This is a genomic window from Ruegeria sp. AB10 (genome assembly GCF_056542745.1).
Genome location: NZ_JBQGAI010000002.1, coordinates 159,533 through 181,672 on the forward strand (window position 1 = coordinate 159,533; position 22,140 = coordinate 181,672).

The following is a 22,140-nucleotide window of genomic DNA, read 5'->3' on the forward strand; positions in this document are numbered from 1 at the left end:
GCGCATCCCATCAACCCCCGCCACGGTAACCGGATCATGAGCGCTATCGACAATCTCCCCCCTCTGCGTGAGGTCATCGCCACCCACCAGCTCTCGGCGCGCAAGTCGCTGGGCCAGAACTTCCTGCTGGACCTGAACCTGACCGCCAAGATCGCGCGTCAGGCCGGAGACCTGACGGAGTGCGACGTGCTGGAAATTGGCCCCGGCCCCGGGGGTCTGACCCGCGGGCTGCTGTCCGAAGGCGCGCGGAAGGTTGTGGCGGTGGAAAAGGACACTCGCTGCATCGCCGCCCTGAACGACATTGCCGCCGCCTATCCCGGTCGGCTTGAGGTGATCAACGGCGACGCGCTGGAAATCGACCCGCTGGCGCATCTGACGCCGCCGATCCGCATCGCGGCCAACCTGCCTTACAACGTGGGCACCGAACTTTTGGTCCGCTGGCTGACCCCACCCGAATGGCCGCCCTTCTGGCAAAGCCTCACGCTGATGTTCCAGCGCGAAGTAGCCGAGCGCATCGTCGCCCAACCCGGCGGCAAGGCCTATGGCCGCCTTGCCATCCTCGCCCAATGGCGGGCCGAGGCGCGGATCGCCATGTCATTGCCGCCCGGCGCCTTCACGCCTCCGCCCAAGGTCTCCAGCGCGGTGATCCACCTGACCGCCCTGCCCGAACCGCGCTACCCAGCCGACGCCGCAACCCTATCCCGCGTCGTGGCTGCCGCCTTCAACCAGCGCCGCAAGATGTTGCGAGCCTCATTGAAAGGCGTTGCCCCGGATATCGAAGATCGCCTGCTGGCGGCTGGCATCCAGCCCACCGAACGCGCCGAGCAGGTCCCGCTCGAGGCGTTCTGCGCGCTGGCTCGCGAAGTCAAAAAAGGCTGAGCACAAAAAAAGCCCCGGCAAAACCGGGGCTTTTGCAATTTCTGTACCAGCGCTTACTCGGCCGCTTCCGGCGCATCGCCGTCCGTCTTGGGCGCATCCTCGGCTGGTGCAGCCTTGGGCTTGCGCGCGCGCGGCTTACGTGCGGGCTTTTCCCTTTTCTCCGGTGCCGGAGTGGGCTCAGCCCCTTTGCTTTCTGGCGTCTCAACCAAACCGCTTTCGGGTGTGGCTTCGGGCGTGCCGAAATCCATCACATCGGGCTGCGGCGCATCGGCCGGGTCCGCCTGACGGGCGGCGTCACGTTCCTGACGTTCGGCGCGTTCGCGGTCACGCTCGGCCTGACGCTCGCGATTCTGGCGCTCCTGCTCTTCGCGGCGCGCTTCGATCTCGCGCTGCGCTTCGCTCAGCAGGCGCAGGTAATGCTCGGCGTGCTGCTGAAAATTCTCAGCCGCCACTCGGTCGTTCGACAGCTGGGCGTCGCGCGCCAACTGGTTGTATTTGTCAATGATCTGCTGGGGCGTACCGCGCACCTTGCCTTCGGGACCCGAGCTGTCAAAAACCCGGTTAACAACGTTGCCGCCAGAAGGACGATTGCGGTTATTCTTGGCCCGCGAGCGGGATTTGGAAGATCTCATCTTACTTTACGTCAGCCTTGTCATTCGGTGCCGATGAAGTCGCGTCCTGCACTGCTCAATGGCTTTAGCCGTCACGCGATGTCGACTTTTTTGGGCTTGGCGTCAGGGGCCCGCTGAAACAGCGTCAACCTCTCCGACTAACTCTGAGTAAGCATGTCCAGCGCGCGCAGACAAGAGGTTTGTCCGATAATTCGCAGCTTTTTTACATTAATCGGCGCTTTTCGGCCTCACCTGACGGCGTATTTATGGCATTCTGGCCAGAACAACACGATCACGGCCATCCAGATCGGGAATGATCCTCGTTTCGGCCAGGCCCGCGGCCTGGAACAGGGATGCGACGCTTTGACCCTGCGTCGGGCCAATTTCGACCAGAATTCGCCCCCCCGACATCAGAAAGTCCGGCGCCGAGGCTGCGATATGGCGGTACGCGCCAAGCCCGTCGCCCTCATCCGTCAGGGCCATGCGCGGCTCGTGCTCGCGCACTTCGGGAGACAGGTCGTTCATTTCGGACAGGGAAATATAGGGCGGATTTGAAACGATCAGGTCGAATTCGCCTTCTATGTTCTCAAACCAGTCCGAGCGCAAAATCTCGGCCCTCTCCTGCACTTTGTGCTGCACCGCGTTGGCGCTGGCTTGCAGGCAGGCGGATTCGCTCAAATCCGCACCTACGCCCGAGGCGCTGGTACGCTCGGCCAGCAGCGTGATCAGAATGCAGCCTGAGCCGGTGCCCAAATCCAGCACATGATCGAACGGTTCGCTCAGCGCCGCTTCGATCAATGTCTCGGTTTCGGGGCGTGGGTCCAGCACATCACGACTGACCCGGAACTGGCGGCCATAGAATTCACGCTCACCCAGCAAATGCGACACCGGCACCCGAATGGCCCGCAACGAGATCAACTGGTCATAGCGTTCGGCAATTTCGGGCGAGAGTTCCTCGGGCGCGATCAGCGTGACGCGGCTGGCCTCGATCCGTGCGGCATGGGCCAGCAACACCCGTGCATCCCGTGCCGGATCGGCCACCCCTGCGGCCCGCAGGCGCGCGGTGGCGGCGACCATTGCCTGTGCTGCTGTCAAAGCCGCAATCATTGTGCCATCTCCGCCAGCAGACGCGCCTGATCGTCGGCGGTCAGCGCGTCGATCACCTCGTCCAGATCGCCCTGCATCACCTGATCCAGCTTATACAGCGTCAGATTGATGCGGTGATCGGTCATGCGGCCCTGCGGGAAGTTATAGGTTCTGATCCGCTCGGACCGGTCGCCCGAACCCACCTGACTGGCGCGATCTGCCGAGCGTTCGCTATCGATCCGCTGACGTTCCATGTCGTAAAGACGCGTTTTCAGCACCTGCATCGCGATCTCTCGGTTGCGGTGCTGTGATTTCTCTGAACTGGTCACCACCAGCCCCGTCGGTAGGTGCGTGATCCGCACCGCCGAATCGGTGGTGTTCACGTGCTGCCCACCTGCGCCAGAGCTGCGCATGGTGTCGATGCGAATGTCATTGGCGTCGATCTGGATGTCCACGTCCTCGGCCTCGGGCAGAACCGCCACTGTGGCCGCCGATGTATGAATGCGCCCGCCGCTTTCGGTTTCCGGCACACGCTGCACCCGATGCACACCGGATTCGTATTTCATCCGGGCAAAGACATTGTCACCCTTGATATGGGCCACGACCTCTTTAATCCCACCGAGGTCCGAGGCCTGTTCTTCAATAATCTCGAATTGCCAGCCGCGCCCTTCGGCGTACCGCTGATACATGCGCAGCAAATCCCCTGCAAACAGCGCCGCCTCGTCGCCGCCCGTGCCGGGGCGGATTTCCAGCATCGCAGGCCGCGCATCGGCCTTGTCCCGTGGCAGCAATGCGAGTTGCAGGGCGTGCTCGGCCTGCGGGATGCGGGCCTGCAGGCCCGGAATTTCCTCTTCGGCCAGTTCTTTCATGTCGGGGTCGGCCAGCATGACCTCGGCCTCGGCCAGATCGGCGACCAGCTGACGCCAGGCCATGATCTGATCGACCACCGGCTTGAGGTCCGAATACTCTTTGGCCAAGGCCGCAATATCCCCACCCGAGGCGCCATCGGCCATGGCGGCTTCGAGGTACTGGAATCGCTGGGTTATCTGTTCAAGGCGTTCTTCGGGGATCATCCGCGCGGTGTCTCTTAATCCGAGGCTTTGGTCAAGGCCCGTCGCTGTGCTATGCTGACGCGTATGACACGTTTAGCACTTGTTTTACTGCTGTGCGCGGCCCCTGCCATGGCTGATGTTGTCGGCCCCAAAGGCAAGGTTCAGGACTGTTATTGCACCGACAAATCCGGCACGCGCATAGAACTGGGCGAGATGATCTGCCTTCAGGTCGATGGACGCATGTTCACGGCCCAGTGTCAGATGTCGCTGAACGTACCGATGTGGCGCGAGGTGCAGGAGGGGTGTCTGTCGTCACGGTTGCAGAGCAGCCAACCACCCATCAACGCGATTTCGGTTTACCCCAAAATCTGAGCGCCCAAAGCGCAGGCGGGCGTGGATAAGCAGCGTGTCTCCGTCCTGTTGAACCGTGGTGTAGTCAGGAAAGCCGATCACCTTGGTACGGGTGATATAGGTGACCATCCCTTTTTCAACAGAACCCGCCAGAACCGCCGTGCGTGGCGTCGCTTGGGCAATAGCGTCCAGTTTCGCCAGACCCTCAGGCCCGGTTTCAATCACCCGAAGCACACCGCCTTTCATGTCCAGATCAGCCTTACCCACGGGTGCCACATGCCACGTACCGGGATCGGATGGGGCCAAACGAATATAGGCGCCCACAAGCACCACCAGACCAATGACCAGCCAAAACACCGTTTTCTTCATCCCAAACCCGTTCTTTTGGCAAACAATATGCGCAATGACGCGTCGGACAAGATGCCGATCCCCCTACCGTGACGTCACGCCCGGCAGGATGCACAACATCTCGAACAGCAGGTTCGCGGCGGTTAGCGCCGTGTTGCCCGTGGGATCATAAGGCGGAGAGACCTCGACCAGATCGCACCCCACCACATTCAATCCGGCCAGCGCGTGGATCAGTTGCAGCGCCTGCGGGGTGGTCAGTCCGCCGATCTCGGGCGTTCCGGTGCCGGGTGCGAAAGATGGATCAAGGCTGTCGATGTCAAAAGAGATATAGGTCGGGTGATCCCCGACAGTCTTTCGGATTTGCGAGCCGATCTCGGTCAGGTTCTGCTGCCACAGCTCCCACGCGGGGAACTGGCGGAAACCCCAGCCCTTGGCCTCGGTGAAATCGCTGGCCGCATAGCCCGAGCCGCGAATACCGATCTGGAAGGTCTTGTCAGGGACGATCAGCCCCTCTTCGTAAGCGCGGCGGAAGACGGTGCCGTGGGTCTCTTTCTCGCCGAACATTTCATCATTCACGTCCGCATGCGCATCCACATGGACCAGAGCCACCGGCCCCCGTTTGGCCGCAATCGCCCGCAAAATCGGCAGGGTGATCGAATGATCGCCGCCCATGGCAACCGGGATCACACCTTGCGCCAAAATGGCGTCATAGCTTTCTTTGATAATCGTCAGACTGTCGGCCAGCGAGAAGGTATTGATCGCCAGATCACCGATATCCGCGATTTGCAGGCTGTCGAACGGAGCCGCGGAATTGGCCATATTATAGGGCCGGATCATCGCACTTTCGCCACGGATCTGCTTTGGCCCGAACCGTGTCCCCGACCGCCATGAGGTTCCGATATCCATCGGAATGCCCAACACGGCCACATCCAGCCCGGCCAACGTATCCGCCTGCGGCAGGCGCATGAATGTATTCGGCCCCGAAAACCGCGCCAGATCGTTGCCGCTGATGGGTTGGTTAAACTCTGTCATGCCCGTATGTCTCCCGTCCGGTCTTTTGGTTAACGTGATACCGGAAAGATGGCTAACCAATGGTTAAGGCATCAGCTTGTTCCACCCCAACAGGCAAATAATCTGGGTCGCCACATGGGCGCCCGCAATCGCCGTCGCGCCGGATGTGTCATAGGGCGGAGAAACCTCGACCACATCACCGCCCTTGATGTTGATCCCGGCGATGTCGCGCAGGATGATCTGCGCCTGGATCGAGCTTAACCCACCCCAAACGGGCGTACCGGTGCCCGGCGCAAAAGCCGGGTCCAGACCGTCGATGTCAAAGCTCAGATAGACCGGGCTGTCGCCCAGAATACCTTTGATCTTCTGCGCCACGGCGGCAGGCCCGGATTCATAGACCTCGCGCGCGTCGATGATGTTGACGCCCAGCGTGTCCTCGTTCGTGGTGCGGATGCCGACCTGAACCGAGCGTTTCGGATCGACGATTCCCGACTTTACCGCCTTGTAGAACATCGTCCCGTGATCCACGCGGGTCATGTCGTCATCGGCCCAGGTGTCGGTATGGGCATCGAATTGCAACAGGGACATTGGGCCATATTTCTCGGCATAGGCTTTCAGGATCGGAAAGCTGATATAGTGATCCCCGCCCAGCGAAACCGAGGCCACATCAGCCGCCAGAATGGTGCTGATATGGTCAGTCAGCGTGTCGGGAAAGGCCGGAATGTTGGCATAGTCATAGGCGACATCGCCATAGTCCACGATCGCCAGCTCACTGAGCGCGTCAAACGGCCAGCCATAGGGCGCGTCCGGCGATTGCAAGGCACTGGCCTCGCGGATGGCGCGGGGCCCCAGCCGGGTGCCGGGGCGATTGGTCACCGCTTGGTCAAAGGGTACGCCAGTAACGGCGATATCCACGCCCTTAAGGTCTTTGGTATACAGCCGCCGCAGAAACGAGGTGGCGCCGCCAAAGGTGTTCTCGAATGACAGCCCTTTGAGGTCCGGATTGGTGAACGCCTCATCCACCTGATTTTTTGCATCTTCCAGTGCCATGTTATTCCCCCGTCAGCCCAGCGGCTGCGCCTTTTCGACGATCCGCGCAAAGAAGGACGCCCCAACGGGCGCGATCTCATCGTTGAAGTTGTATTTCGGATGATGCAGCCCGGCGCTGTCGCCCTGCCCAAGATTCAGATACGCCCCCGGTCGCGCGTTCAGCATGTACGAAAAATCCTCGGCCCCCATGTTGCGGGTCATGTTGTCGATCACATTGTCAGGTCCCGAGATATCGCGCGCAACATCCGCCGCAAACCTGGCCTTTCCGGCGTCGTTGATCGTGGCGGGATAGTTCACCTCATAGTCCAGCCGCGCCTCAACCCCGTAGGATGCCGCCTGCCCCTGCACGATCTGCTCCATCCGTTCCATCACCATCTTTTGCACGGTGGGATCAAAGGTACGCACGGTGCCGTTGATATACGCAGTATCCGGGATCACGTTGTTCACCGTACCGGTGTGGATCTGCGTGACCGAGACCACCAGATCGTCCAGCGCGTGGTGATTGCGGCTGACAATGGTTTGCAACGCCTGTGCAATCCCGCAGGCGGCCATCACCGGGTCGCGGGCTTCATGCGGCATGGCGCCATGGCCGCCAACGCCCTGAATATACACATGGAATGTATCCACTGCCGCCATGATCGCCCCGGGCGTTGTATGAAAGGCGCCCTCGGCGATTCCGGGCGCGTTGTGCAGCGCATAGACCTGAGCGATGTCGAACCGGTCCATGATCCCCTCTTCGACCATCACGCCTGCGCCGCCGCCTTCTTCCTCGGCGGGCTGAAAGATCAACGCCACGCGACCTGCGAAATTCCGCGTCTCGGCCAGATAGCGCGCAGCCCCCAACAGCATCGTGGTGTGCCCGTCATGCCCGCAGGCGTGCATCCTGCCGGGGTTCTTCGAGGCGTAGTCAACACCCGTCTCCTCGGGAATCGGCAGCGCATCCATATCGGCGCGCAGGCCGATGGTCGGGCCGGCACCCTGCCCGTTGATGATGGCCACGATACCTGTTTTGGCGATACCTTCATGCAGTTCGTCCACACCGAATTCACGCAGACGCCCGGCCACAAAGGCGGCGGTCTCATGGCATTCAAACTCCAGTTCAGGGATCGAGTGCAGATGTTGGCGCCATGCGGCCATATCGGCAGAGAATTCGGCAATTCGGTTTACGACGGGCATCTGGGGTGGACTCCTGATCCTGACTGCGGAATGGATGCATCTGACACCGGAACGAAAGGGTTCGCAATGGCCGAAAATCCTCTGATCCATGACAGCGATGCGGGTATCGAGCGTCTGCTGGAAATCATGCGCCGCCTACGTGACCCGCAAACAGGCTGCCCGTGGGATATCGAACAGGATTTCGCCACCATCGCCCCCTATACGATTGAGGAGGCCTATGAGGTCGCGGACGCCATCGAGCGCGAGGCCTATGATGAGTTGAAAGGAGAGCTGGGCGACCTGCTGTTCCAGTCCGTCTTCCACGCGCAGATGGCCGAGGAAGCGGGGCATTTCACCTTTCAGGACGTGGTGCGCACCATGTCGGACAAGATGGTCGACCGTCACCCGCATGTGTTCGGCAACGAATCCCGCGACAAATCGGCTGATCAGCAGACCGTGGACTGGGAGACCATTAAGGCGACCGAACGTGCAGGCAAGGAACAGAAAGGCGCGTTGGACGGCGTTGCGGCCAACCTGCCTGCCCTGCTGCGCGCCCACAAGCTGCAAAAGCGTGCGGCCCGTGTTGGATTCGACTGGCCCGACGCCAGCCACGTGCTGGCCAAGATCACCGAAGAGGCCGCCGAACTGGAAGAGGCCCGCAACAGCATGGACGCCGACGCGCTTGAGGATGAATTCGGCGATCTGCTGTTCGTGATGGTCAACCTGGGCCGCCACCTGGGTATCGAGCCCGAGGCCGCGCTGCGGCGCACCAACGCCAAGTTCACCCGCCGGTTCGAACAGGTCGAGGCGCGGCTGGCCGCCCGCGGAAAAACCCCGTCTCAAAGCGACTTGGCCGAGATGGACGCACTCTGGGACGAGGTGAAAACCGAGGAACATCGCGCCAACGGCAAACTCCCGCCTGTGGACGCCGCGACAGGGGCCTGAAACCGCTGGACAAGCGCGGTGACACTTGCGAGTGTCCGCGCTTCAAGACCCCGGAGGCAGAACATGGCACCCCGCAAAATCATCATCGACACCGACCCCGGACAGGACGACGCCGTCGCCATCCTGCTGGCGCTGGCCAGCCCGGAAGAGATCGATGTTCTGGGGATCACTGCCGTTGCCGGCAACGTACCGCTGGAACTGACCGCCAAAAACGCGCGGATCGTCTGCGAACTGGCCGGGCGCACGGATGTTCCGGTCTTTGCCGGATGCGACCGCCCGCTGAACCGGCCTCTGGTCACGGCGGAACATGTGCATGGTAAGACCGGGCTGGATGGACCCGTCCTGCCCGATCCGCAAATGCCTCTGGCCGAGGGTCACGCGGTTGATTTCATCATCGACACCCTGCGTGCGCATGAGCCCGGAACCGTGACGCTCTGCCCGCTGGGGCCGCTGACAAATATCGCCACCGCCTTTCAGAAAGCGCCCGACATCGTTGATCGGGTTCAGGAAATCGTGCTGATGGGCGGGGCGTATTTTCAGGTTGGAAACATTACCCCGGCAGCGGAATTCAACATTTACGTTGACCCAGAAGCAGCTGAAATCGTTTTTAAATCCGGCGTTCATGTCGTGGTAATGCCGCTGGACGTGACTCATGATGCGCTGGTCACCAAACATCGCAATGACGCGTTCCGCGCATTGGATTCAAAAGTTGGTCATGCGGTTGCCGAAATGACGGATTTCTTCGAACGTTTCGACAAAGAGAAATACGGCTCCGAGGGCGCGCCGCTGCACGATCCCTGCGTGACCGCCTATCTGATCCGGCCGGACCTGTTCTCGGGTCGTCACATCAACGTACAGATCGAAACACAGTCGGAACTGACAATGGGCATGACCGTCGCCGATTGGTGGCGCGTCACGGACCATGCACCCAACGCCATGTTCATGGGTGAAATCGATGCCGACGGATTCTTTGACCTGCTAACAGAAAGGCTGGCCCGCCTATGAGCGCCGCACTGAAACTTGCCCGCCCCGCAGACCTGGATCGCCTGATGGGGCTGGTCACCGCCTTTCACACCGAAGCCGGTATCGAACAGGATATCGATCAGACCCGTAACGCGTTGGCCCCCCTGTTAGAGGGCATACCCCACGGTTGTATCTACCTGATTGGTCCCGGCCGCGCGCCGCTTGGCTATATCGTCCTGACCTTCGGCTGGTCGGTCGAATTCGGCGGCATGGACGGTTTCGTCGACGAGATTTACATCCGCCCCGCCGTCCGGGGCCGCGGGATCGCGACCGAGGTGCTGCTGGACCTGCCCAAAGCCCTTGCCGGGGCAGGTCTGACCGCGTTGCATCTGGAAGTCGATCGTAGCAACGAAGCCACCCAGAAACTGTATCTGCGCACCGGCTTCAGACCGCGTGAGCGTTACATGCTGATGTCCAGAAAGCTCTGACGAACGTCCCCATCACGACCGCAAAGACCCATGATCGGTTCAATCGCTCCTAACGGGACTCTCCGCGGAAGACATATGTAGGCATGTCCATATTCTGAACCGGATCATTCGCAGACACCGGATCACCGGTTATCGGGTAAGTGCCCGGCCCTGCGCAGGCCGCCAAGAAAACAGTGCTGATCACTGAGGCTACGAGAAGGAATTTCGAACCAGTCATGGTGTTCTCCTTTCTGTAATGTCGCCAGAATAGGTCAGCTCAATTTGACACAAATAGGAAAAAGTTCACACATAACCCAATTTATGTCGGTCAAGAATCCGCTTTCCGAAAAAGCCGTCGCCTTTTCAGGATATTACACAACAAAAAAATTCCGATTTTTTTGGGCGGCGACCCTCTTCAGCCCAGCCTGTCCGCCAGGGTCATAAAATCTTCGGCGACAATATCCCAGTTCCCTTCGGCCTGCAGATCATGGGATTGGGACGGCCCGCACTCGGTCGGGCGGGCCACGAAAGCGGTTTTCAAACCCGCCTGTCGGGCGGCATACAAGTCATTGTTATGCGCAGCGACCATCATGACCTGGTCGGGGGGCAGACGCAGCGCGGCACAACTCGCCAGATAGACTTGTGGCTTGGGTTTGTAGTTCCTGGCGATCTCGGCCCCCAGAATGCAGTCCCAGGGCAATCCGCCATATTTCGCAAGCCGGGTCATCAGAGCGATTGAACCGTTGGAACAGGGCGCGATGATCCTGTTGTGCTTTAGGGCCTGCAATCCCGGCACTACGTCGGGCCAAGGGTCCAGCCGTTCCCATGCGGCGGTCAGATCGGCGGGATTTGGGGGCGTGACGCCAAAACGGGTGGCGACGACCTCAAGATTTTCGCGGTGCAGGTCATCCAGAGGCACATAACCCCTGCCCCCTTCGCGGATGGTGGCCATAGAGGGGTCGTACTCGGCCCGCCACGCATCGGCGAAGTCAAAGGCGTCCAAATCTGGCAGAACCGCTGCCACTTCGCGTGCGATGGAACTGCGCCAGTCTACGCAGGTACCGAACACGTCAAAGATCAGCGCTTCTACCATGACTTGGCCTTCATCCTGACGAGCCCTGCCCGGTTTCAGGCAGGGCTGTTTTTTGCCGGATCAGCGCTTCAGGATGGAAGCCCCGGCATATTCCGCAACCTCGCCCAGCGATTCCTCGATGCGGATCAGTTGGTTGTACTTGGCCAACCGGTCCGACCGCGCCAGCGAGCCGGTTTTGATCTGACCACAATTGGTTGCCACGGCCAGATCCGCAATGGTGGCGTCCTCGGTCTCGCCCGAGCGGTGCGACATCACGTTGGTATAGCGCGCCCGGTGCGCCATATCCACAGCACGCAGGGTTTCGGTCAGCGAACCGATCTGGTTCACCTTGACCAGCATCGAGTTGGCGCAGCCGTTTTCGATCCCCTGAGCCAAACGTTCCGGGTTGGTCACGAACAGGTCATCGCCCACCAACTGCACCTTGTCACCCAGCATATCGGTCAGCGCCTTCCAGCCGTCCCAGTCATCCTCGGACATGCCGTCTTCGATCGAGATGATCGGATAGTCGTTGACCAGCGCCGCCAGATAGGCCGCGTTTTCGTCCGAGGTCAGGGTCTTACCCTCACCGGACAAAACGTATTTGCCGTCCTTGTAGTATTCGGTCGCAGCGCAATCCAGCGCCAGGTGGATTTCCTCACCCGGCTTGTAGCCCGCCTTTTCAATGGATTTCAGAACAAAATCCAGCGCTTCGCGGGTCGAGGCGATGTTCGGAGCAAAGCCGCCCTCGTCACCGACACCAGTGGCCAGACCAGCGGCCGACAGCTCTTTTTTCAGCGTGTGGAAAACCTCGGACCCCATGCGCACCGCCTCGCGGATATTCGCGGCCGAGGTCGGCATGATCATGAATTCCTGAATGTCGATCGGGTTGTCGGCGTGTTCACCACCGTTGATGATGTTCATCATCGGCACCGGCAGAACGCGGGCCGAGGTGCCGCCGACATAGCGGTACAGAGGCTGCGTGGTGAAATCCGCTGCGGCTTTCGCGGTCGCCAGCGAGACACCCAGAATGGCGTTTGCGCCCAGACGGCCCTTGTTTTCGGTGCCGTCCAGTTCGATCATTGCCTCGTCGATGGCAACTTGCTCGGTTGCGTCGAAGCCCACCAGTTCCTCGGCGATCTCACCGTTCACAGCAGCGACGGCTTCCAGCACGCCCTTGCCCATGTAGCGGCTTTTGTCACCGTCGCGCTTTTCCACCGCCTCATAGGCACCGGTCGATGCACCCGAGGGCACCGCCGCGCGGCCCATGGTGCCGTCTTCCAGGATCACGTCCACTTCGACCGTCGGGTTTCCCCGGCTGTCCAGAATCTCGCGTGCGTGAATGTCGATGATGGTGCTCATGAGGCCCGTCCCTGTGGCTGAAATCAGTTGCACGCCTCATAGCATTACCGGGTGAAAAGTAAACCGGTCATGTTAACGCTAACACTTATATAATCGGAGCTTTAGGGCTAACAGATTGCTGTTTGCGCCAACGTGCGACGATCCGTCAGGCCGCAAGCGCCATCTGGCGGGCCAGCTTGCGTTCGCGAATAAAGGTGTACATGCCCGACCCCATGATCAACGCGGCCCCGGACAGAGTCACGAAATCAGGGCGTTCCCCGAACATCAGCATCCCTGCCATGATCGAAAAGATCAGCCGGGTATAGCGGAAAGGCATCAGGGCCGAAGCCTCGCCGATCCGCATGGCAGTGACGATGCCGTAATAGCCCAGAACGCCAAAACCGACGGCGCCCAAATACGGGCCAATCTGCGCTGATTGCAGCGGAATAACGGGTTGTGCGGTAAACACCATCAGCGCCACACCCGACACGGCCACCGCAAAATAGGCCTGCAACGCCACCACCGATGACGCAACCCGCGGATCTAGCTTGCGGGTCAGCAGGTCCCGCGCAGCGATGGCAATTACGGTTGCCACGACGAACAGAGAGTCGGGCTGAAACCCTTCAAACCCCGGCCGGATGATCATCAGAACGCCGATGAAGCCGACCCCGACGGCGCTCCACCGCCGCCAGCCGACCTTTTCCCCCAGAAACAGCGCGGCACCCATGGTGACAACCAGCGGCAGCGCCTGGAACACGGCGGCCACGGTGGACAGGTCCACCAGCGACAGTGCAGTGACGAAGGTCAGCGCCCCGACCATCTCGGTCGCGGCGCGGGCCAGCGGCAGGGGCTTCCAGGCCACCGGGTCAAGGATGCGCTTGCGAGTGGCCAGCGCCAATACCGCAAACAGAAAGCCACAGACCACGCCCAGAACAACCATGATCTGGCCGGTCGGCACGGTGCCCGACAGCAGCTTGATGAACATGTCCTCAAGCGCAAAAGCCGCCATCGCGCCGACGACAAGCAAAATGCCGTTTACGTTGTTCATGGTCATTTCCGTAAAACTCCGCAGCGCAAAGCGCCGCCCCTTACGTCACCCAATACGCAAGACACCCGTTCAGGCAAGCATTAACCGGCCAAAAATCATGATTTCCCGTGGACCCACTGTTCGCGTTTTGTGATGGGTCAGTCCTGATCCAGCGGCACGCCATACAGCTCCAGCCGGTGACCTTTCAGCTTATAGCCCAGCTTGGCCGCGATTTTTTCCTGCAACGCTTCGATCTCGGGGTCGACAAATTCGATCACCTCACCCGATTGCATGTCGATCAGGTGATCGTGGTGGTCGCGCTCGGCATCTTCATAGCGCGCACGCCCGTCGCCGAATTCCAGACGCTCGAGAATCCCGGCCTCTTCGAACAGTTTCACGGTGCGATAGACGGTGGCGATGGATATCCCCGAATCCACCTGCGAGGCGCGGGAATACAGCTCCTCGACATCCGGATGATCTTCGCTTTGTTGCAAAACCTGCGCGATCGTACGGCGCTGGCCGGTCATACGCAGGCCTTTGGCTTCGCAGCGGGCGATGATCGTGTCGGACATATGTGATCCCCAGAGTGGTTCGGGTTTCTGTCTTAATACGTCTATGCGGCTGGCGCTACCGCGGAATTGCGGTTTCCCGCGCCAGCCTCAAATCGGCCCAGATCGGCAGATGGTCGGATGCGATATGCGCAGGCCGCGCGTCGTGCACCCCATGCACCACCGCCTCAAGCCCCGCGCCCAGCGCGATCCGGTCCAGCGCCCCCAAGGGCTGCGCGGCCGGAAAGCTGGGAACGGGCGGCAAAAAGCGCATATCCGGGGCCAGATGATCCAGCACCGGCTGGCGCGACCATTCGTTGAAATCCCCGGCCCAGACGGTGGGCATCTGATCCAGATCGTCCTCAAAACGACGGATATGAGTGATTTGCTGGCGCCGGGACGCGGGCAGCAGACCCAGATGCATTCCCATCACCCGCAGCGGTCCAATATGGGTGTCGAACTCCACCCGCACCGCCCCACGGGGTTCCAACCCCGGCAGATCGTGGTGACCGGTCTGCCGTACCCGGAGCGCATCGCCACGCCAGATCACCGCGTTCCCGTGCCAGCCCAGACTGCCTGCCCCACCCAGATCGACGACCTGCCAACCGGCCTCATCCAGCAGGAAATGCGGCAAGGCGGCGGGTCGCGGCGGCAGGCGTTTGTCGGCCTCTTGCAGCACCACGATATCGGCTTTCATGCTGTCGATGACCTGCATGATGCGCTGCGGCTGCCGCCGGAAGTCCAGGCCAACACATTTCTGGATATTATAGCTGGCGATGCGCAGGGTTGAGGCTTGGGTCATGGACGTCCTGTGATTGGCAAGAAGCGGTGCGCGGCTATCCGATTACTCTCAAAACTGCGTGACCATCAAATTGACAGGCTCGCCCCCTTCGGCAGAGGAGGCATGGCCTGTTCCGGTGACATCCTCCGCCCAGAACAGATCACCGGCGGTAAAGTCGCGGACCTCACCCGACCCTGCCTGAACACGAAACGTCCCCGACAGAACCGTCGCAAGCTGCCGCTTGGGAGAGCGGTGCGGTATCCCTTTCCACCCTGCAGGCAAAGTAAGGAAGACAAAGCGCGAGGCATCATATTCCCCAGAAACGTGAAACGCGGCTGCGGGCGGGGCAAAGGTCTTGAGTTCAAGGTCAACGTCCCGGTCTTCAAAATACGAGACGCCTTCTGCGTCTTCCAGCAATATGGAGTAGCGCATTCCGTGCTCCCTAAATCAAATCTGAATATTCCCCTGGAACACCTATTATGCAGCATTCTTCCTTGAGGGTAAGTCGCAGGGCGATTTGAAGTGACAGTTTTCCTGCCCCCGGTCCACGGGTTGCCACGGGAGGATGCCAAATCACCCCCTCATTTCGGCGCGGTGACCTCTGCGGACCCGAAAGGGCGTCATTGGCGATCCGGCAGTTTGCGTTGCGACATTACTTCACTGATCTCATCTCCGGACATCGCATCACGGGCATAGTCGAAGGTTCCGTTGACCCTGACTTCACGCGCGGCTCGCTGCAACGCTCCGAATGCCGCGCGGGCAAACGATCCCCCCACGCTGATCCGCCTGACCCCGGCCTCGGACAATTGCGCGACGGTATAGGACGGAGCCTGCAGACCCATGACAACATTCACGGGCTTGTCCAGGGCGCTGCATACGGTTCGAATCGCGTCGATATCCGGAAGCCCGGGCGCGTACAAAACATCTGCCCCCGCATCCGAAAACGCCTGTAGACGCTTGATTGTTTCCGACAGGTCTTTTCGACCCCAAAGAAACCCCTCGGCCCGGGCGGTCAACAGAAAGGGTTTTCCCCGCACCGCATCCGCAGCCGCACGAATGCGGTCGACCGCAATTGGCAGCGCGTAGATCGGATCGCTTTCATCACCCGTCGCGTCTTCGATGGAGCCGCCGACCAAGCCAATATCGATTGCCTGCCTGATTGTTTCAGCGCAGGTTTCAGGGGCGGCGCCAAACCCGTCTTCCAAATCCGCAGCGACCGGTAAATCCGTTGCCTGAACAATCTCGGCCGCGTTCAACAGAATTTCGTCCCGTCCAAGGCTGGCAAATGAATCCCGCTTACCCTTTGAAAAGGCGTATCCAGCACTTGTAGACGCCAATGCATCAAACCCCATGCTGGCCAGCAATCGCGCAGAGCCCGCATCCCAAGGGTTCGGAATAACAAATGCCTCATCCCTGTCGTGAAGCGCTTTGAAGCGTTTGAATTTTGTGTCCTGATTCACGTCGCATCCTCCCGGCAGCGGGGAGTATAACTATCCGGAACAGGCAGAGAACCGTTTTCTCAGCCTATTGGAGGGCCAAGTCACGTCCCGCAGAACGTCGCGTGGACCACTTCCTTTTCGGTCGGAGGATAAGTCAGGTCGGCCGCCTCGGGCTGATCGTCGTAGGGCTGCGCCAGAACCTTGGTCAAACGATGGAACGGGGCATAGTCGCCCTGAACGGCCGCCTGTATCATCTGCTCAACTCGGTGGTTGCGCGGAATAAAGGCCGGGTTGGCAGTGTTCATAACCACCTGCGGATTCTCTTCCCGTTCCAGACGTGCCAGCCAACCGACGGCCCATGCGTCAAAGGCCTCGGGCGTCAGGAACTGATCGCGGGGGTTGTCACTGCCCAGCGCCCGGAACGTGTTGGTGAAATCGGCATTGTTGTGTGCCATCCGGGTCAGCAGATCATTAATCAGCGCTTCGTCGCCGTCTTCCTCAGAAGTCAGACCAATCTTGGCCCGGAACCGCCCCCACCATTCCTGATGGATCAGACCCGGCATGGCGTGCACGATCTCGGTGGCTTCTTCGACGGCGGCCTCGGGGTCATCGACCTGCTGAATCAGCGCCGTTGCCAATTGTGCCAGGTTCCACACCGCAATGTCCGGCTGGTTGGAATAGGCATAGCGCCCCATCTGGTCAATCGAGCTGTAGACCGTATTCGGATGATAGCTGTCCATGAAGGCACAAGGCCCATAGTCGATGGTTTCACCGGCAATCGAGCAATTGTCGGTATTCATCACCCCGTGGATGAACCCCACGCTCATCCACTGTGCGATCAACCGGGCCTGCGCGTCCCGCACCGCGCGTAGCAGGCCCATTGGCCCCTCGGCATCCGGATAGTGGCGGGCAATGGCGTATTCGGTCAGTTTCCGCAGGTTGCCGGTCTGCCCGCGCCCGGCGAACACCTGAAACGTCCCCACGCGCAGATGGCTTTGCGCCACGCGGGTCAGTACCGCGCCGGGCATCGGGCCTTCGCGCAAAACGATCTCACCTGTCTCTACCGCCGCCAGGGCGCGGGTGGTCGGGATGCCCAGCGCGTGCATCGCCTCGGACACCACGTATTCGCGCAACACCGGCCCCAGCCAGGCCCGACCATCGCCACGGCGGCTGAACGGTGTCGGGCCGGACCCTTTCAGTTGAATATCCCGCCGAATGCCATCGGTGCCGACCGTTTCCCCCAACAGAACCGCACGCCCGTCGCCAAGCTGAGGGTTATAGCTGCCGAACTGATGCCCCGAGTATAGCTGCGCAATCGGTTCGGCCCCTTGGGGCAGCGTGTTGCCCGCAAAAGCGTCGGCCATTTCATGTACGTCACCGGGCGTGATACGCAGGATCTGCGCCAGTTCTTCGTTAAACGCGACCAGACGCGGCGCGCGCACGGGTATTGGCGCCTGCCGCGCATAAAAGCTGTTGGGAAGCCGGGCGTAGCTGTTGTCAAACGGGATCGTCAGGGTCATGCCGCAAACATATTGCTGAACCACACGAATACCATAGCGGATCGCGCCTCTGCATGCATAATCGCGCCAAACAACACCGAGGCCCCCATGACCGCGCAAGAGATCATCGACCACCTGAACCTGTCCCGCCACCCCGAAGGAGGCTGGTTCCGCGAAACATGGCGCGCCGATAACGAAGGCCGCGCCACCGGCACCTGCATCTATTTCCTGCTGCAAAAGGATGAGCGCAGCCATTGGCACCGCGTCGATGCGACAGAAATCTGGTTATATCACGCTGGCGCGCCGCTGACCTTGTCGCTCAGCCCCACGGATGACGGCCCCGCGACCGACCATCAACTCACCCCGGACCCGACCAAGGGCGCACCGCAGGTCATCGTGCCTGAAAACCACTGGCAATCGGCGCAGACGACCGGAGATTACACTCTGGTCAGTTGCACCGTCTCACCGGGATTCGAGTTTGACGGGTTCGTGCTGGCCAAACCGGGTTTTGATATTCCCCGCATCTAAGGCATGGATCACCGCGACCTCATATCGTCAATCCCGCCCCCGGTGAAAGCCAGACTGCAGCGGCGCTCGAACACGGCCGGGTTATGGCATCTTGCGCTTTACCTTGCTGCGCTGATGGCTACGACCACCTGTATCGCGATAAAGGTTCCGTTTTGGCCTGTTTTCCTGATGCCCCAGGGGGTGCTGTTGGTCTTCCTGTTCACCCTTAGCCACGAATGTACTCACAAGACACCGTTTCGCAACGGATGGCTGAACGACGTCATCGGGCATCTGATCTCGATCCCCATTGCCCTGCCTTTCACATGGTTCCGGTATTTTCACCTGGCGCACCACAAATGGACCAACCACCCCGAAAAAGACCCCGAGCTTGCGGGTAAACCCCGGCCAGACAACTGGCCCTAGTTACTGATCTATCTCAGTGGTTGGCCCTATTGGACCGGAATGGCGAAGACGCTGCTGCAAAACGCTTTTGGCCAGATCGATGCGCCCTACCTGCCCGCCCCCCAACACCATGCCATGCGGACCGAGGCGCGGCTGTTGTTGGCACTCTACACTTTCGCCTGTGTCAGCCTGTTCTACACGCCGCTTTTGTTCTGGGTGTGGTTCTGTCCGGTCCTGATCGGGCAGCCTTTCCTGCGCCTCTACTTGCTGGCCGAGCACGGGTTATGCCCCCCGGTCGCCAACATGCTGGAAAACTCGCGCACCACCTTTACCAACCGAGTCGTCCGATTTCTGGCCTGGAACATGCCGTATCATGCGGAACACCATGCCTTTCCCAACGTGCCTTTCCACCAACTACCGGCCTTGCACGATTGGACGCGAGCGCACCTGCTGTCCACCTCGGACGGGTATTTGGACTTTACGGGTGAGTATGTCCGGTCTCTCAGATGACCATTCAAACTGATATGCCCTTTCACGCTCTCCAGAGGATGGAATCCCGAAACGGTCGTGCACATTGTTAGGCGCGCAGGTTCCATGCCGGTCTGGCGTCTGGTGACTTCAACAACGCATGTTCCTGTTCGACATAGTCGTCACAAGCCCGCCATCTGAAAGTAACGCGGCCACCTGCGGATAAAATGGAATTGATCTTCGCGTTGGTTCGGCACTTTTGCAGTTGCCCACCCTTAAACGGATGCCGCGGGGAAACCGTACCGTATTGAACGCTTAGGCGGTTATGCAGGTTTTTCGCTCGGCCGATGTAAACAACGACTCCGTCAGCCAAGATCCAGTAGATCCCCGAGGTTTTCGGTGCGTTGATTTTAAACGAACAATAAAGCGCATCGTATTCCGCCCCGAGGGCATAACCTTTTGGATTCGAAAAACGGTCCTGCGGTCTGAGGTTCAGGTCTGCGACAACGCTCTGCTCATCGTCAAAATCCATCTGCTGCCCTCAAACCGCGCTCAACACGCCGCCCCCAACCAGCGCCTTGACACCCGTCGTACCCGGGCATGAGGTCGGCAGCCCACGCGAAACCCGCACGGCCAGATAGGCAAAGGCCTGCGCCTCGAGCATGTCTCCGTCCAGCCCCACGGCCTCGACCGGTTCGACCGGGCAATCGAGCGACACGCGCAGCATCTCCATCAGCACCGGGTTATGGCGCCCGCCTCCGGTCACCAGCACGCGGGCGGGAGGTTTGGGGCAGTGCTCCATCCCCTGCACCACGCCGGCTGCGCACATGCCCGTCAGGGTTGCAACGGCATCAGAGTCGGAAAGCTCCTGCACCAGCCCGATCATCTCGGCAAAGTCGTTGCGATCCAGGGATTTCGGCGGGATGCGGGTAAAGAAGGGCTCGGCCAGAAACAGCTCGAGCGCGCCGGTTTCGACCGTGCCGCCCCGCGCCACCGCGCCGTCGCGGTCCATCGGCAGACCAAGCCGGGCCTGCATCAGATCGTCCACCGGCGCGTTTGCAGGCCCGGTGTCGAAAGCCAGCAGCGCGCCGGGGATTTCCGGCCCGTCAAAGCTGGGGTCCACGTAAGTCAGGTTGCCAACGCCACCGAGGTTGAGGAAACACAGCGGCTCGGTCGCGCCGATCCATTTGGCGCAGGCAAAGTGGAAGAACGGCGCCAGCGGGGCACCCTCGCCCCCCATCGCCACATCATCGCTGCGGAAATCCCAGACGACCGGCACGCCCAGCGCCTGCGCCAACCCCTTGCCGTCGCCCACCTGCAACGTGCCCTTCCCGCTTGGTTCATGCGCAAGGGTCTGACCATGGAAGCCGATCAGATCGACATCTTCGAACTCCGAAAGCGCCTCGGCATGGGCAAAGGTCACCAGCTCGGCTGCGTTGTCCACCGCAGGTCCGTGCCACTGGCCAAGGGCGGCGCGCAGGTCGGCGCGTTCGGCGTCGGTATAGGCGCGATAACCGCTGGGACCAAAACCGATAATCCGGTGCCCATCGGTTTCAACCACTGCCGTATCCACTCCGTCCAGCGATGTGCCAGACATCGCACCCAGGGCCTTGATCGGCCCGCTTTTCCTGATGGCCCGGTTCACGCTCACCTCTTGTGTTTATTGGCGTCGGCTGCCCGACGCGGCGCGCCAAACCTGCACGTTTCACGCAACCGAAGGCAAGCCGGAACGCACCTTCCGCGTGTATTTTTGACGCCATGTGCGCGCTTGCAACCACATCAAACCCAAGGGGCAGTTGCGCGACAGCGCGGGCTGAGTAACCATTGCGGCCATCTGCATCCCGAACGGACGGCCATGACGGACACCGAGACACCCAAACAACCCGCCGAAGGGCGCAATTACCAGCTGATCTTCTGGTCCGGGTCGCTGGCGACGATTGGCGGGCAGTTGGTGAACCCTAATCTGGTGCTGCCGTTCCTGTATCTGGCCTTGGGTGCACCGACGTTCTTCGCCGGTCTGCTGCTGCCTTTCGTGACCGGATCACGGTTAATCGCCGAGATCTTCATGTCTCCGTTCATCAATCGGGTGACCCGCGCGAAACTGGCGGTCTACGTGCCCAACATCCTGACCGCCGCGATTCTGGCCATCGTGGCCCTGTTCGCGACCAACCTGCCCAATGTGATGATCGTGCTGCTGTTCCTGACAACCGCTTTGATCATGGGGCTGTGTCAGGGCATCGCCAGCCTGGGCACCAGTCAGATTTACGGCATCTCTGTCCCCAATGAAAAACGCAACCGGATGGTGTTCGCGCAGGCCACGATCTCGGGCATTCTGGCCATCCTTGTTGTCTGGATCACCCGAGACCTTCTGGCCTCGGACCAACCGATGCAGCGCCATATCGTTGTGCTTTGGTGCGGGGTCATTGCCATGTTCGCTGCCGGGGTCAGCTTTGCAGGTGTCCGCCTGCTGGAAGAGGAACAGGCCCACGCGCCCGCTCCGAAGGCAAAACCGAAACCGCTGGCCGAACTTGTGACCGGGTTCAAAACCGGCATGGCTTATGAGTGGTATCGCAAGTTCCTGACGGCCCGGCTGATCTTTGTCTCGGTGGAACTGGCGATGCCGTTCTACACGATCCACGCGGCAACCTTCCACGTGGGAACCAAACACTCGCTGAGCTATTTCGTCATGGCCGCAAGCCTTGGGATGGTGCTCGGCTCGATCATCTGGGGTTGGCTCAGCGGGCGGATCTCGGTCAAGCCGGTGATGTGGCTGGGCTGCCTGATCTCGGCGGTTTCGGCCCTCATGGCGTTGGCCTTCACCTTCATGGGCTATGCGCAGAATGTCTGGATTTATGCGCTGGTCATCCTGCTGCTGTCGCTAGGCGGGAACGGAGTGATCTACGGGCGCTACCTCTACATCATCGAAATGACCTCGGAAAAAGAGCGCCCTTATCTGGTCGCACTCGGAGATGTCAGTGCCGGTCTGGTCGGTATGGTCTTTGCCGCGATCCTTGGCGCGGTGGCGCATCTGCACGATCCGGTGACGCCGATCCTGGCGCTGGCGGTGCTGAACCTGATTGCGATGGGCTATGCCTTCCGCCTGCCCCCGACCAAAAGCTGACATCGCCGCGTTTTCCATGA

General features: G+C 60.6%; 24 protein-coding genes and 1 pseudogene. 8 read left to right on the plus strand and 17 right to left on the minus strand.

Annotated features, from left to right (window positions below; translation table 11 throughout):
• Positions 1-36 precede the first annotated feature (36 nt).
• Positions 37-879, plus strand: coding sequence for a 16S rRNA (adenine(1518)-N(6)/adenine(1519)-N(6))-dimethyltransferase RsmA (rsmA, locus tag ACR0NT_RS05745; protein ID WP_170671791.1), 843 nt, complete (start codon positions 37-39; stop codon positions 877-879).
• A gap of 53 nt (positions 880-932) precedes the next feature.
• On the opposite strand, the gene ACR0NT_RS05750 is transcribed toward rsmA, so the two are convergent.
• The 3 genes from ACR0NT_RS05750 to prfA form a co-directional block, all read right to left on the minus strand.
• On the minus strand, positions 933-1,511 hold the full coding sequence (locus ACR0NT_RS05750; RefSeq protein ID WP_170443581.1) for a DUF4167 domain-containing protein: 579 nt from the start codon (positions 1,509-1,511) through the stop codon (positions 933-935).
• Positions 1,512-1,754: 243 nt separating this feature from the next.
• Complete coding sequence (gene prmC / locus ACR0NT_RS05755) at positions 1,755-2,597, minus strand: peptide chain release factor N(5)-glutamine methyltransferase (RefSeq protein WP_170443579.1); 843 nt, start codon at positions 2,595-2,597, stop codon at positions 1,755-1,757.
• Complete coding sequence (prfA, locus tag ACR0NT_RS05760) at positions 2,594-3,649, minus strand: peptide chain release factor 1 (protein WP_170443577.1); 1,056 nt, start codon at positions 3,647-3,649, stop codon at positions 2,594-2,596. The genes prmC and prfA overlap by 4 nt, the downstream gene beginning before the upstream one ends.
• Before the next feature lie 108 nt (positions 3,650-3,757).
• Here prfA and ACR0NT_RS05765 point away from each other — a divergent pair, with 108 nt between their 5' ends.
• Positions 3,758-4,000: a hypothetical protein gene (locus ACR0NT_RS05765; RefSeq protein WP_480442727.1), complete on the plus strand. Its 243-nt coding sequence runs from the start codon at positions 3,758-3,760 to the stop codon at positions 3,998-4,000.
• Here ACR0NT_RS05765 and ACR0NT_RS05770 read toward each other — a convergent pair.
• From ACR0NT_RS05770 to ACR0NT_RS05785, 4 genes are all read right to left on the minus strand, one after another.
• Entirely contained in the window at positions 3,941-4,348 is a 408-nt protein-coding gene (locus ACR0NT_RS05770; RefSeq protein ID WP_170443573.1) for a DUF1499 domain-containing protein, read from the minus strand. The two genes, ACR0NT_RS05765 and ACR0NT_RS05770, sit on opposite strands and share 60 nt — an antisense overlap.
• A gap of 63 nt (positions 4,349-4,411) precedes the next feature.
• Entirely contained in the window at positions 4,412-5,359 is a 948-nt protein-coding gene (gene speB, locus ACR0NT_RS05775) for an agmatinase (protein WP_170443571.1), read from the minus strand.
• A gap of 63 nt (positions 5,360-5,422) precedes the next feature.
• Positions 5,423-6,388, minus strand: a complete 966-nt coding sequence (gene speB / locus ACR0NT_RS05780) for an agmatinase (protein WP_170443569.1) — start codon at positions 6,386-6,388, stop codon at positions 5,423-5,425.
• Positions 6,389-6,400: 12 nt separating this feature from the next.
• Positions 6,401-7,564 carry a M20 aminoacylase family protein gene (locus ACR0NT_RS05785; protein WP_170671793.1) on the minus strand — a complete coding sequence of 388 codons (1,164 nt, stop codon included), beginning with the start codon at positions 7,562-7,564 and terminating at the stop codon, positions 6,401-6,403.
• 66 nt (positions 7,565-7,630) lie between these two features.
• On the opposite strand from ACR0NT_RS05785, the gene mazG reads away from it, so the two are divergent.
• From mazG to ACR0NT_RS05800, 3 genes are all read left to right on the plus strand, one after another.
• Positions 7,631-8,488 carry a nucleoside triphosphate pyrophosphohydrolase gene (mazG, locus tag ACR0NT_RS05790; RefSeq protein WP_170672436.1) on the plus strand — a complete coding sequence of 286 codons (858 nt, stop codon included), beginning with the start codon at positions 7,631-7,633 and terminating at the stop codon, positions 8,486-8,488.
• Between the two features lie 63 nt (positions 8,489-8,551).
• A complete protein-coding gene (locus ACR0NT_RS05795) occupies positions 8,552-9,493 on the plus strand; it encodes a nucleoside hydrolase (RefSeq protein WP_170671795.1) in 942 nt (313 codons plus the stop codon).
• Positions 9,490-9,939 carry a GNAT family N-acetyltransferase gene (locus tag ACR0NT_RS05800; RefSeq protein WP_170671797.1) on the plus strand — a complete coding sequence of 150 codons (450 nt, stop codon included), beginning with the start codon at positions 9,490-9,492 and terminating at the stop codon, positions 9,937-9,939. The genes ACR0NT_RS05795 and ACR0NT_RS05800 overlap by 4 nt, the downstream gene beginning before the upstream one ends.
• A 394-nt stretch (positions 9,940-10,333) precedes the next feature.
• Here the strand turns inward: ACR0NT_RS05800 and ACR0NT_RS05805 are convergent, their stop codons facing one another.
• From ACR0NT_RS05805 to ACR0NT_RS05840, 8 genes are all read right to left on the minus strand, one after another.
• Positions 10,334-11,011 (minus strand): haloacid dehalogenase type II, encoded by a 678-nt coding sequence (locus ACR0NT_RS05805; RefSeq protein WP_170671799.1) that lies wholly within the window; start codon positions 11,009-11,011, stop codon positions 10,334-10,336.
• 60 nt (positions 11,012-11,071) lie between these two features.
• Positions 11,072-12,349: a phosphopyruvate hydratase gene (gene eno, locus ACR0NT_RS05810; protein WP_170443559.1), complete on the minus strand. Its 1,278-nt coding sequence runs from the start codon at positions 12,347-12,349 to the stop codon at positions 11,072-11,074.
• Positions 12,350-12,494: 145 nt separating this feature from the next.
• Complete coding sequence (locus ACR0NT_RS05815; protein WP_170443557.1) at positions 12,495-13,376, minus strand: DMT family transporter; 882 nt, start codon at positions 13,374-13,376, stop codon at positions 12,495-12,497.
• Between the two features lie 137 nt (positions 13,377-13,513).
• Positions 13,514-13,927 carry a Fur family transcriptional regulator gene (locus tag ACR0NT_RS05820; protein WP_170671801.1) on the minus strand — a complete coding sequence of 138 codons (414 nt, stop codon included), beginning with the start codon at positions 13,925-13,927 and terminating at the stop codon, positions 13,514-13,516.
• A 55-nt stretch (positions 13,928-13,982) separates the two neighbouring features.
• Positions 13,983-14,705 carry an endonuclease/exonuclease/phosphatase family protein gene (locus tag ACR0NT_RS05825; RefSeq protein WP_170671803.1) on the minus strand — a complete coding sequence of 241 codons (723 nt, stop codon included), beginning with the start codon at positions 14,703-14,705 and terminating at the stop codon, positions 13,983-13,985.
• 48 nt (positions 14,706-14,753) lie between these two features.
• Complete coding sequence (locus ACR0NT_RS05830) at positions 14,754-15,116, minus strand: cupin domain-containing protein (protein WP_170671805.1); 363 nt, start codon at positions 15,114-15,116, stop codon at positions 14,754-14,756.
• 188 nt (positions 15,117-15,304) lie between these two features.
• Entirely contained in the window at positions 15,305-16,144 is an 840-nt protein-coding gene (locus ACR0NT_RS05835) for an isocitrate lyase/PEP mutase family protein (protein WP_170671807.1), read from the minus strand.
• 80 nt (positions 16,145-16,224) lie between these two features.
• Complete coding sequence (locus tag ACR0NT_RS05840; protein WP_170671809.1) at positions 16,225-17,643, minus strand: protein adenylyltransferase SelO; 1,419 nt, start codon at positions 17,641-17,643, stop codon at positions 16,225-16,227.
• A gap of 87 nt (positions 17,644-17,730) precedes the next feature.
• On the opposite strand from ACR0NT_RS05840, the gene ACR0NT_RS05845 reads away from it, so the two are divergent.
• Both ACR0NT_RS05845 and ACR0NT_RS05850 read left to right on the plus strand, forming a co-directional pair.
• Complete coding sequence (locus tag ACR0NT_RS05845) at positions 17,731-18,150, plus strand: cupin domain-containing protein (protein WP_170671811.1); 420 nt, start codon at positions 17,731-17,733, stop codon at positions 18,148-18,150.
• A 114-nt stretch (positions 18,151-18,264) separates the two neighbouring features.
• Positions 18,265-19,041 (plus strand): annotated as a pseudogene (locus ACR0NT_RS05850) (fatty acid desaturase).
• 67 nt (positions 19,042-19,108) lie between these two features.
• Here ACR0NT_RS05850 and ACR0NT_RS05855 read toward each other — a convergent pair.
• Both ACR0NT_RS05855 and ACR0NT_RS05860 read right to left on the minus strand, forming a co-directional pair.
• Positions 19,109-19,531, minus strand: coding sequence for a GIY-YIG nuclease family protein (locus ACR0NT_RS05855; protein ID WP_170671813.1), 423 nt, complete (start codon positions 19,529-19,531; stop codon positions 19,109-19,111).
• 9 nt (positions 19,532-19,540) lie between these two features.
• Positions 19,541-20,644 carry an anhydro-N-acetylmuramic acid kinase gene (locus ACR0NT_RS05860; protein ID WP_170443538.1) on the minus strand — a complete coding sequence of 368 codons (1,104 nt, stop codon included), beginning with the start codon at positions 20,642-20,644 and terminating at the stop codon, positions 19,541-19,543.
• Positions 20,645-20,854: 210 nt separating this feature from the next.
• Between ACR0NT_RS05860 and ACR0NT_RS05865 the strand changes: the two genes are divergently transcribed.
• The gene (locus ACR0NT_RS05865; RefSeq protein WP_170671815.1) at positions 20,855-22,120 is read left to right on the plus strand and encodes an MFS transporter; all 1,266 of its coding nucleotides are present in this window, start codon (positions 20,855-20,857) and stop codon (positions 22,118-22,120) included.
• Positions 22,121-22,140 lie beyond the last annotated feature (20 nt).

Bases quoted from the DNA above. Each gene is read 5' to 3' on its own strand.
- rsmA (WP_170671791.1), top strand. From the start codon at position 37: ATGAGCGCTATCGACAATCTCCCCCCTCTGCGTGAGGTCATCGCCACC.
- ACR0NT_RS05750 (WP_170443581.1), bottom strand. From the start codon at position 1,511: ATGAGATCTTCCAAATCCCGCTCGCGGGCCAAGAATAACCGCAATCGT.
- prmC (WP_170443579.1), bottom strand. From the start codon at position 2,597: ATGATTGCGGCTTTGACAGCAGCACAGGCAATGGTCGCCGCCACCGCG.
- prfA (WP_170443577.1), bottom strand. From the start codon at position 3,649: ATGATCCCCGAAGAACGCCTTGAACAGATAACCCAGCGATTCCAGTAC.
- ACR0NT_RS05765 (WP_480442727.1), top strand. From the start codon at position 3,758: ATGGCTGATGTTGTCGGCCCCAAAGGCAAGGTTCAGGACTGTTATTGC.
- ACR0NT_RS05770 (WP_170443573.1), bottom strand. From the start codon at position 4,348: ATGAAGAAAACGGTGTTTTGGCTGGTCATTGGTCTGGTGGTGCTTGTG.
- speB (WP_170443571.1), bottom strand. From the start codon at position 5,359: ATGACAGAGTTTAACCAACCCATCAGCGGCAACGATCTGGCGCGGTTT.
- speB (WP_170443569.1), bottom strand. From the start codon at position 6,388: ATGGCACTGGAAGATGCAAAAAATCAGGTGGATGAGGCGTTCACCAAT.
- ACR0NT_RS05785 (WP_170671793.1), bottom strand. From the start codon at position 7,564: ATGCCCGTCGTAAACCGAATTGCCGAATTCTCTGCCGATATGGCCGCA.
- mazG (WP_170672436.1), top strand. From the start codon at position 7,631: ATGGCCGAAAATCCTCTGATCCATGACAGCGATGCGGGTATCGAGCGT.
- ACR0NT_RS05795 (WP_170671795.1), top strand. From the start codon at position 8,552: ATGGCACCCCGCAAAATCATCATCGACACCGACCCCGGACAGGACGAC.
- ACR0NT_RS05800 (WP_170671797.1), top strand. From the start codon at position 9,490: ATGAGCGCCGCACTGAAACTTGCCCGCCCCGCAGACCTGGATCGCCTG.
- ACR0NT_RS05805 (WP_170671799.1), bottom strand. From the start codon at position 11,011: ATGGTAGAAGCGCTGATCTTTGACGTGTTCGGTACCTGCGTAGACTGG.
- eno (WP_170443559.1), bottom strand. From the start codon at position 12,349: ATGAGCACCATCATCGACATTCACGCACGCGAGATTCTGGACAGCCGG.
- ACR0NT_RS05815 (WP_170443557.1), bottom strand. From the start codon at position 13,376: ATGAACAACGTAAACGGCATTTTGCTTGTCGTCGGCGCGATGGCGGCT.
- ACR0NT_RS05820 (WP_170671801.1), bottom strand. From the start codon at position 13,927: ATGTCCGACACGATCATCGCCCGCTGCGAAGCCAAAGGCCTGCGTATG.
- ACR0NT_RS05825 (WP_170671803.1), bottom strand. From the start codon at position 14,705: ATGACCCAAGCCTCAACCCTGCGCATCGCCAGCTATAATATCCAGAAA.
- ACR0NT_RS05830 (WP_170671805.1), bottom strand. From the start codon at position 15,116: ATGCGCTACTCCATATTGCTGGAAGACGCAGAAGGCGTCTCGTATTTT.
- ACR0NT_RS05840 (WP_170671809.1), bottom strand. From the start codon at position 17,643: ATGACCCTGACGATCCCGTTTGACAACAGCTACGCCCGGCTTCCCAAC.
- ACR0NT_RS05845 (WP_170671811.1), top strand. From the start codon at position 17,731: ATGACCGCGCAAGAGATCATCGACCACCTGAACCTGTCCCGCCACCCC.
- ACR0NT_RS05855 (WP_170671813.1), bottom strand. From the start codon at position 19,531: ATGGATTTTGACGATGAGCAGAGCGTTGTCGCAGACCTGAACCTCAGA.
- ACR0NT_RS05865 (WP_170671815.1), top strand. From the start codon at position 20,855: ATGACGGACACCGAGACACCCAAACAACCCGCCGAAGGGCGCAATTAC.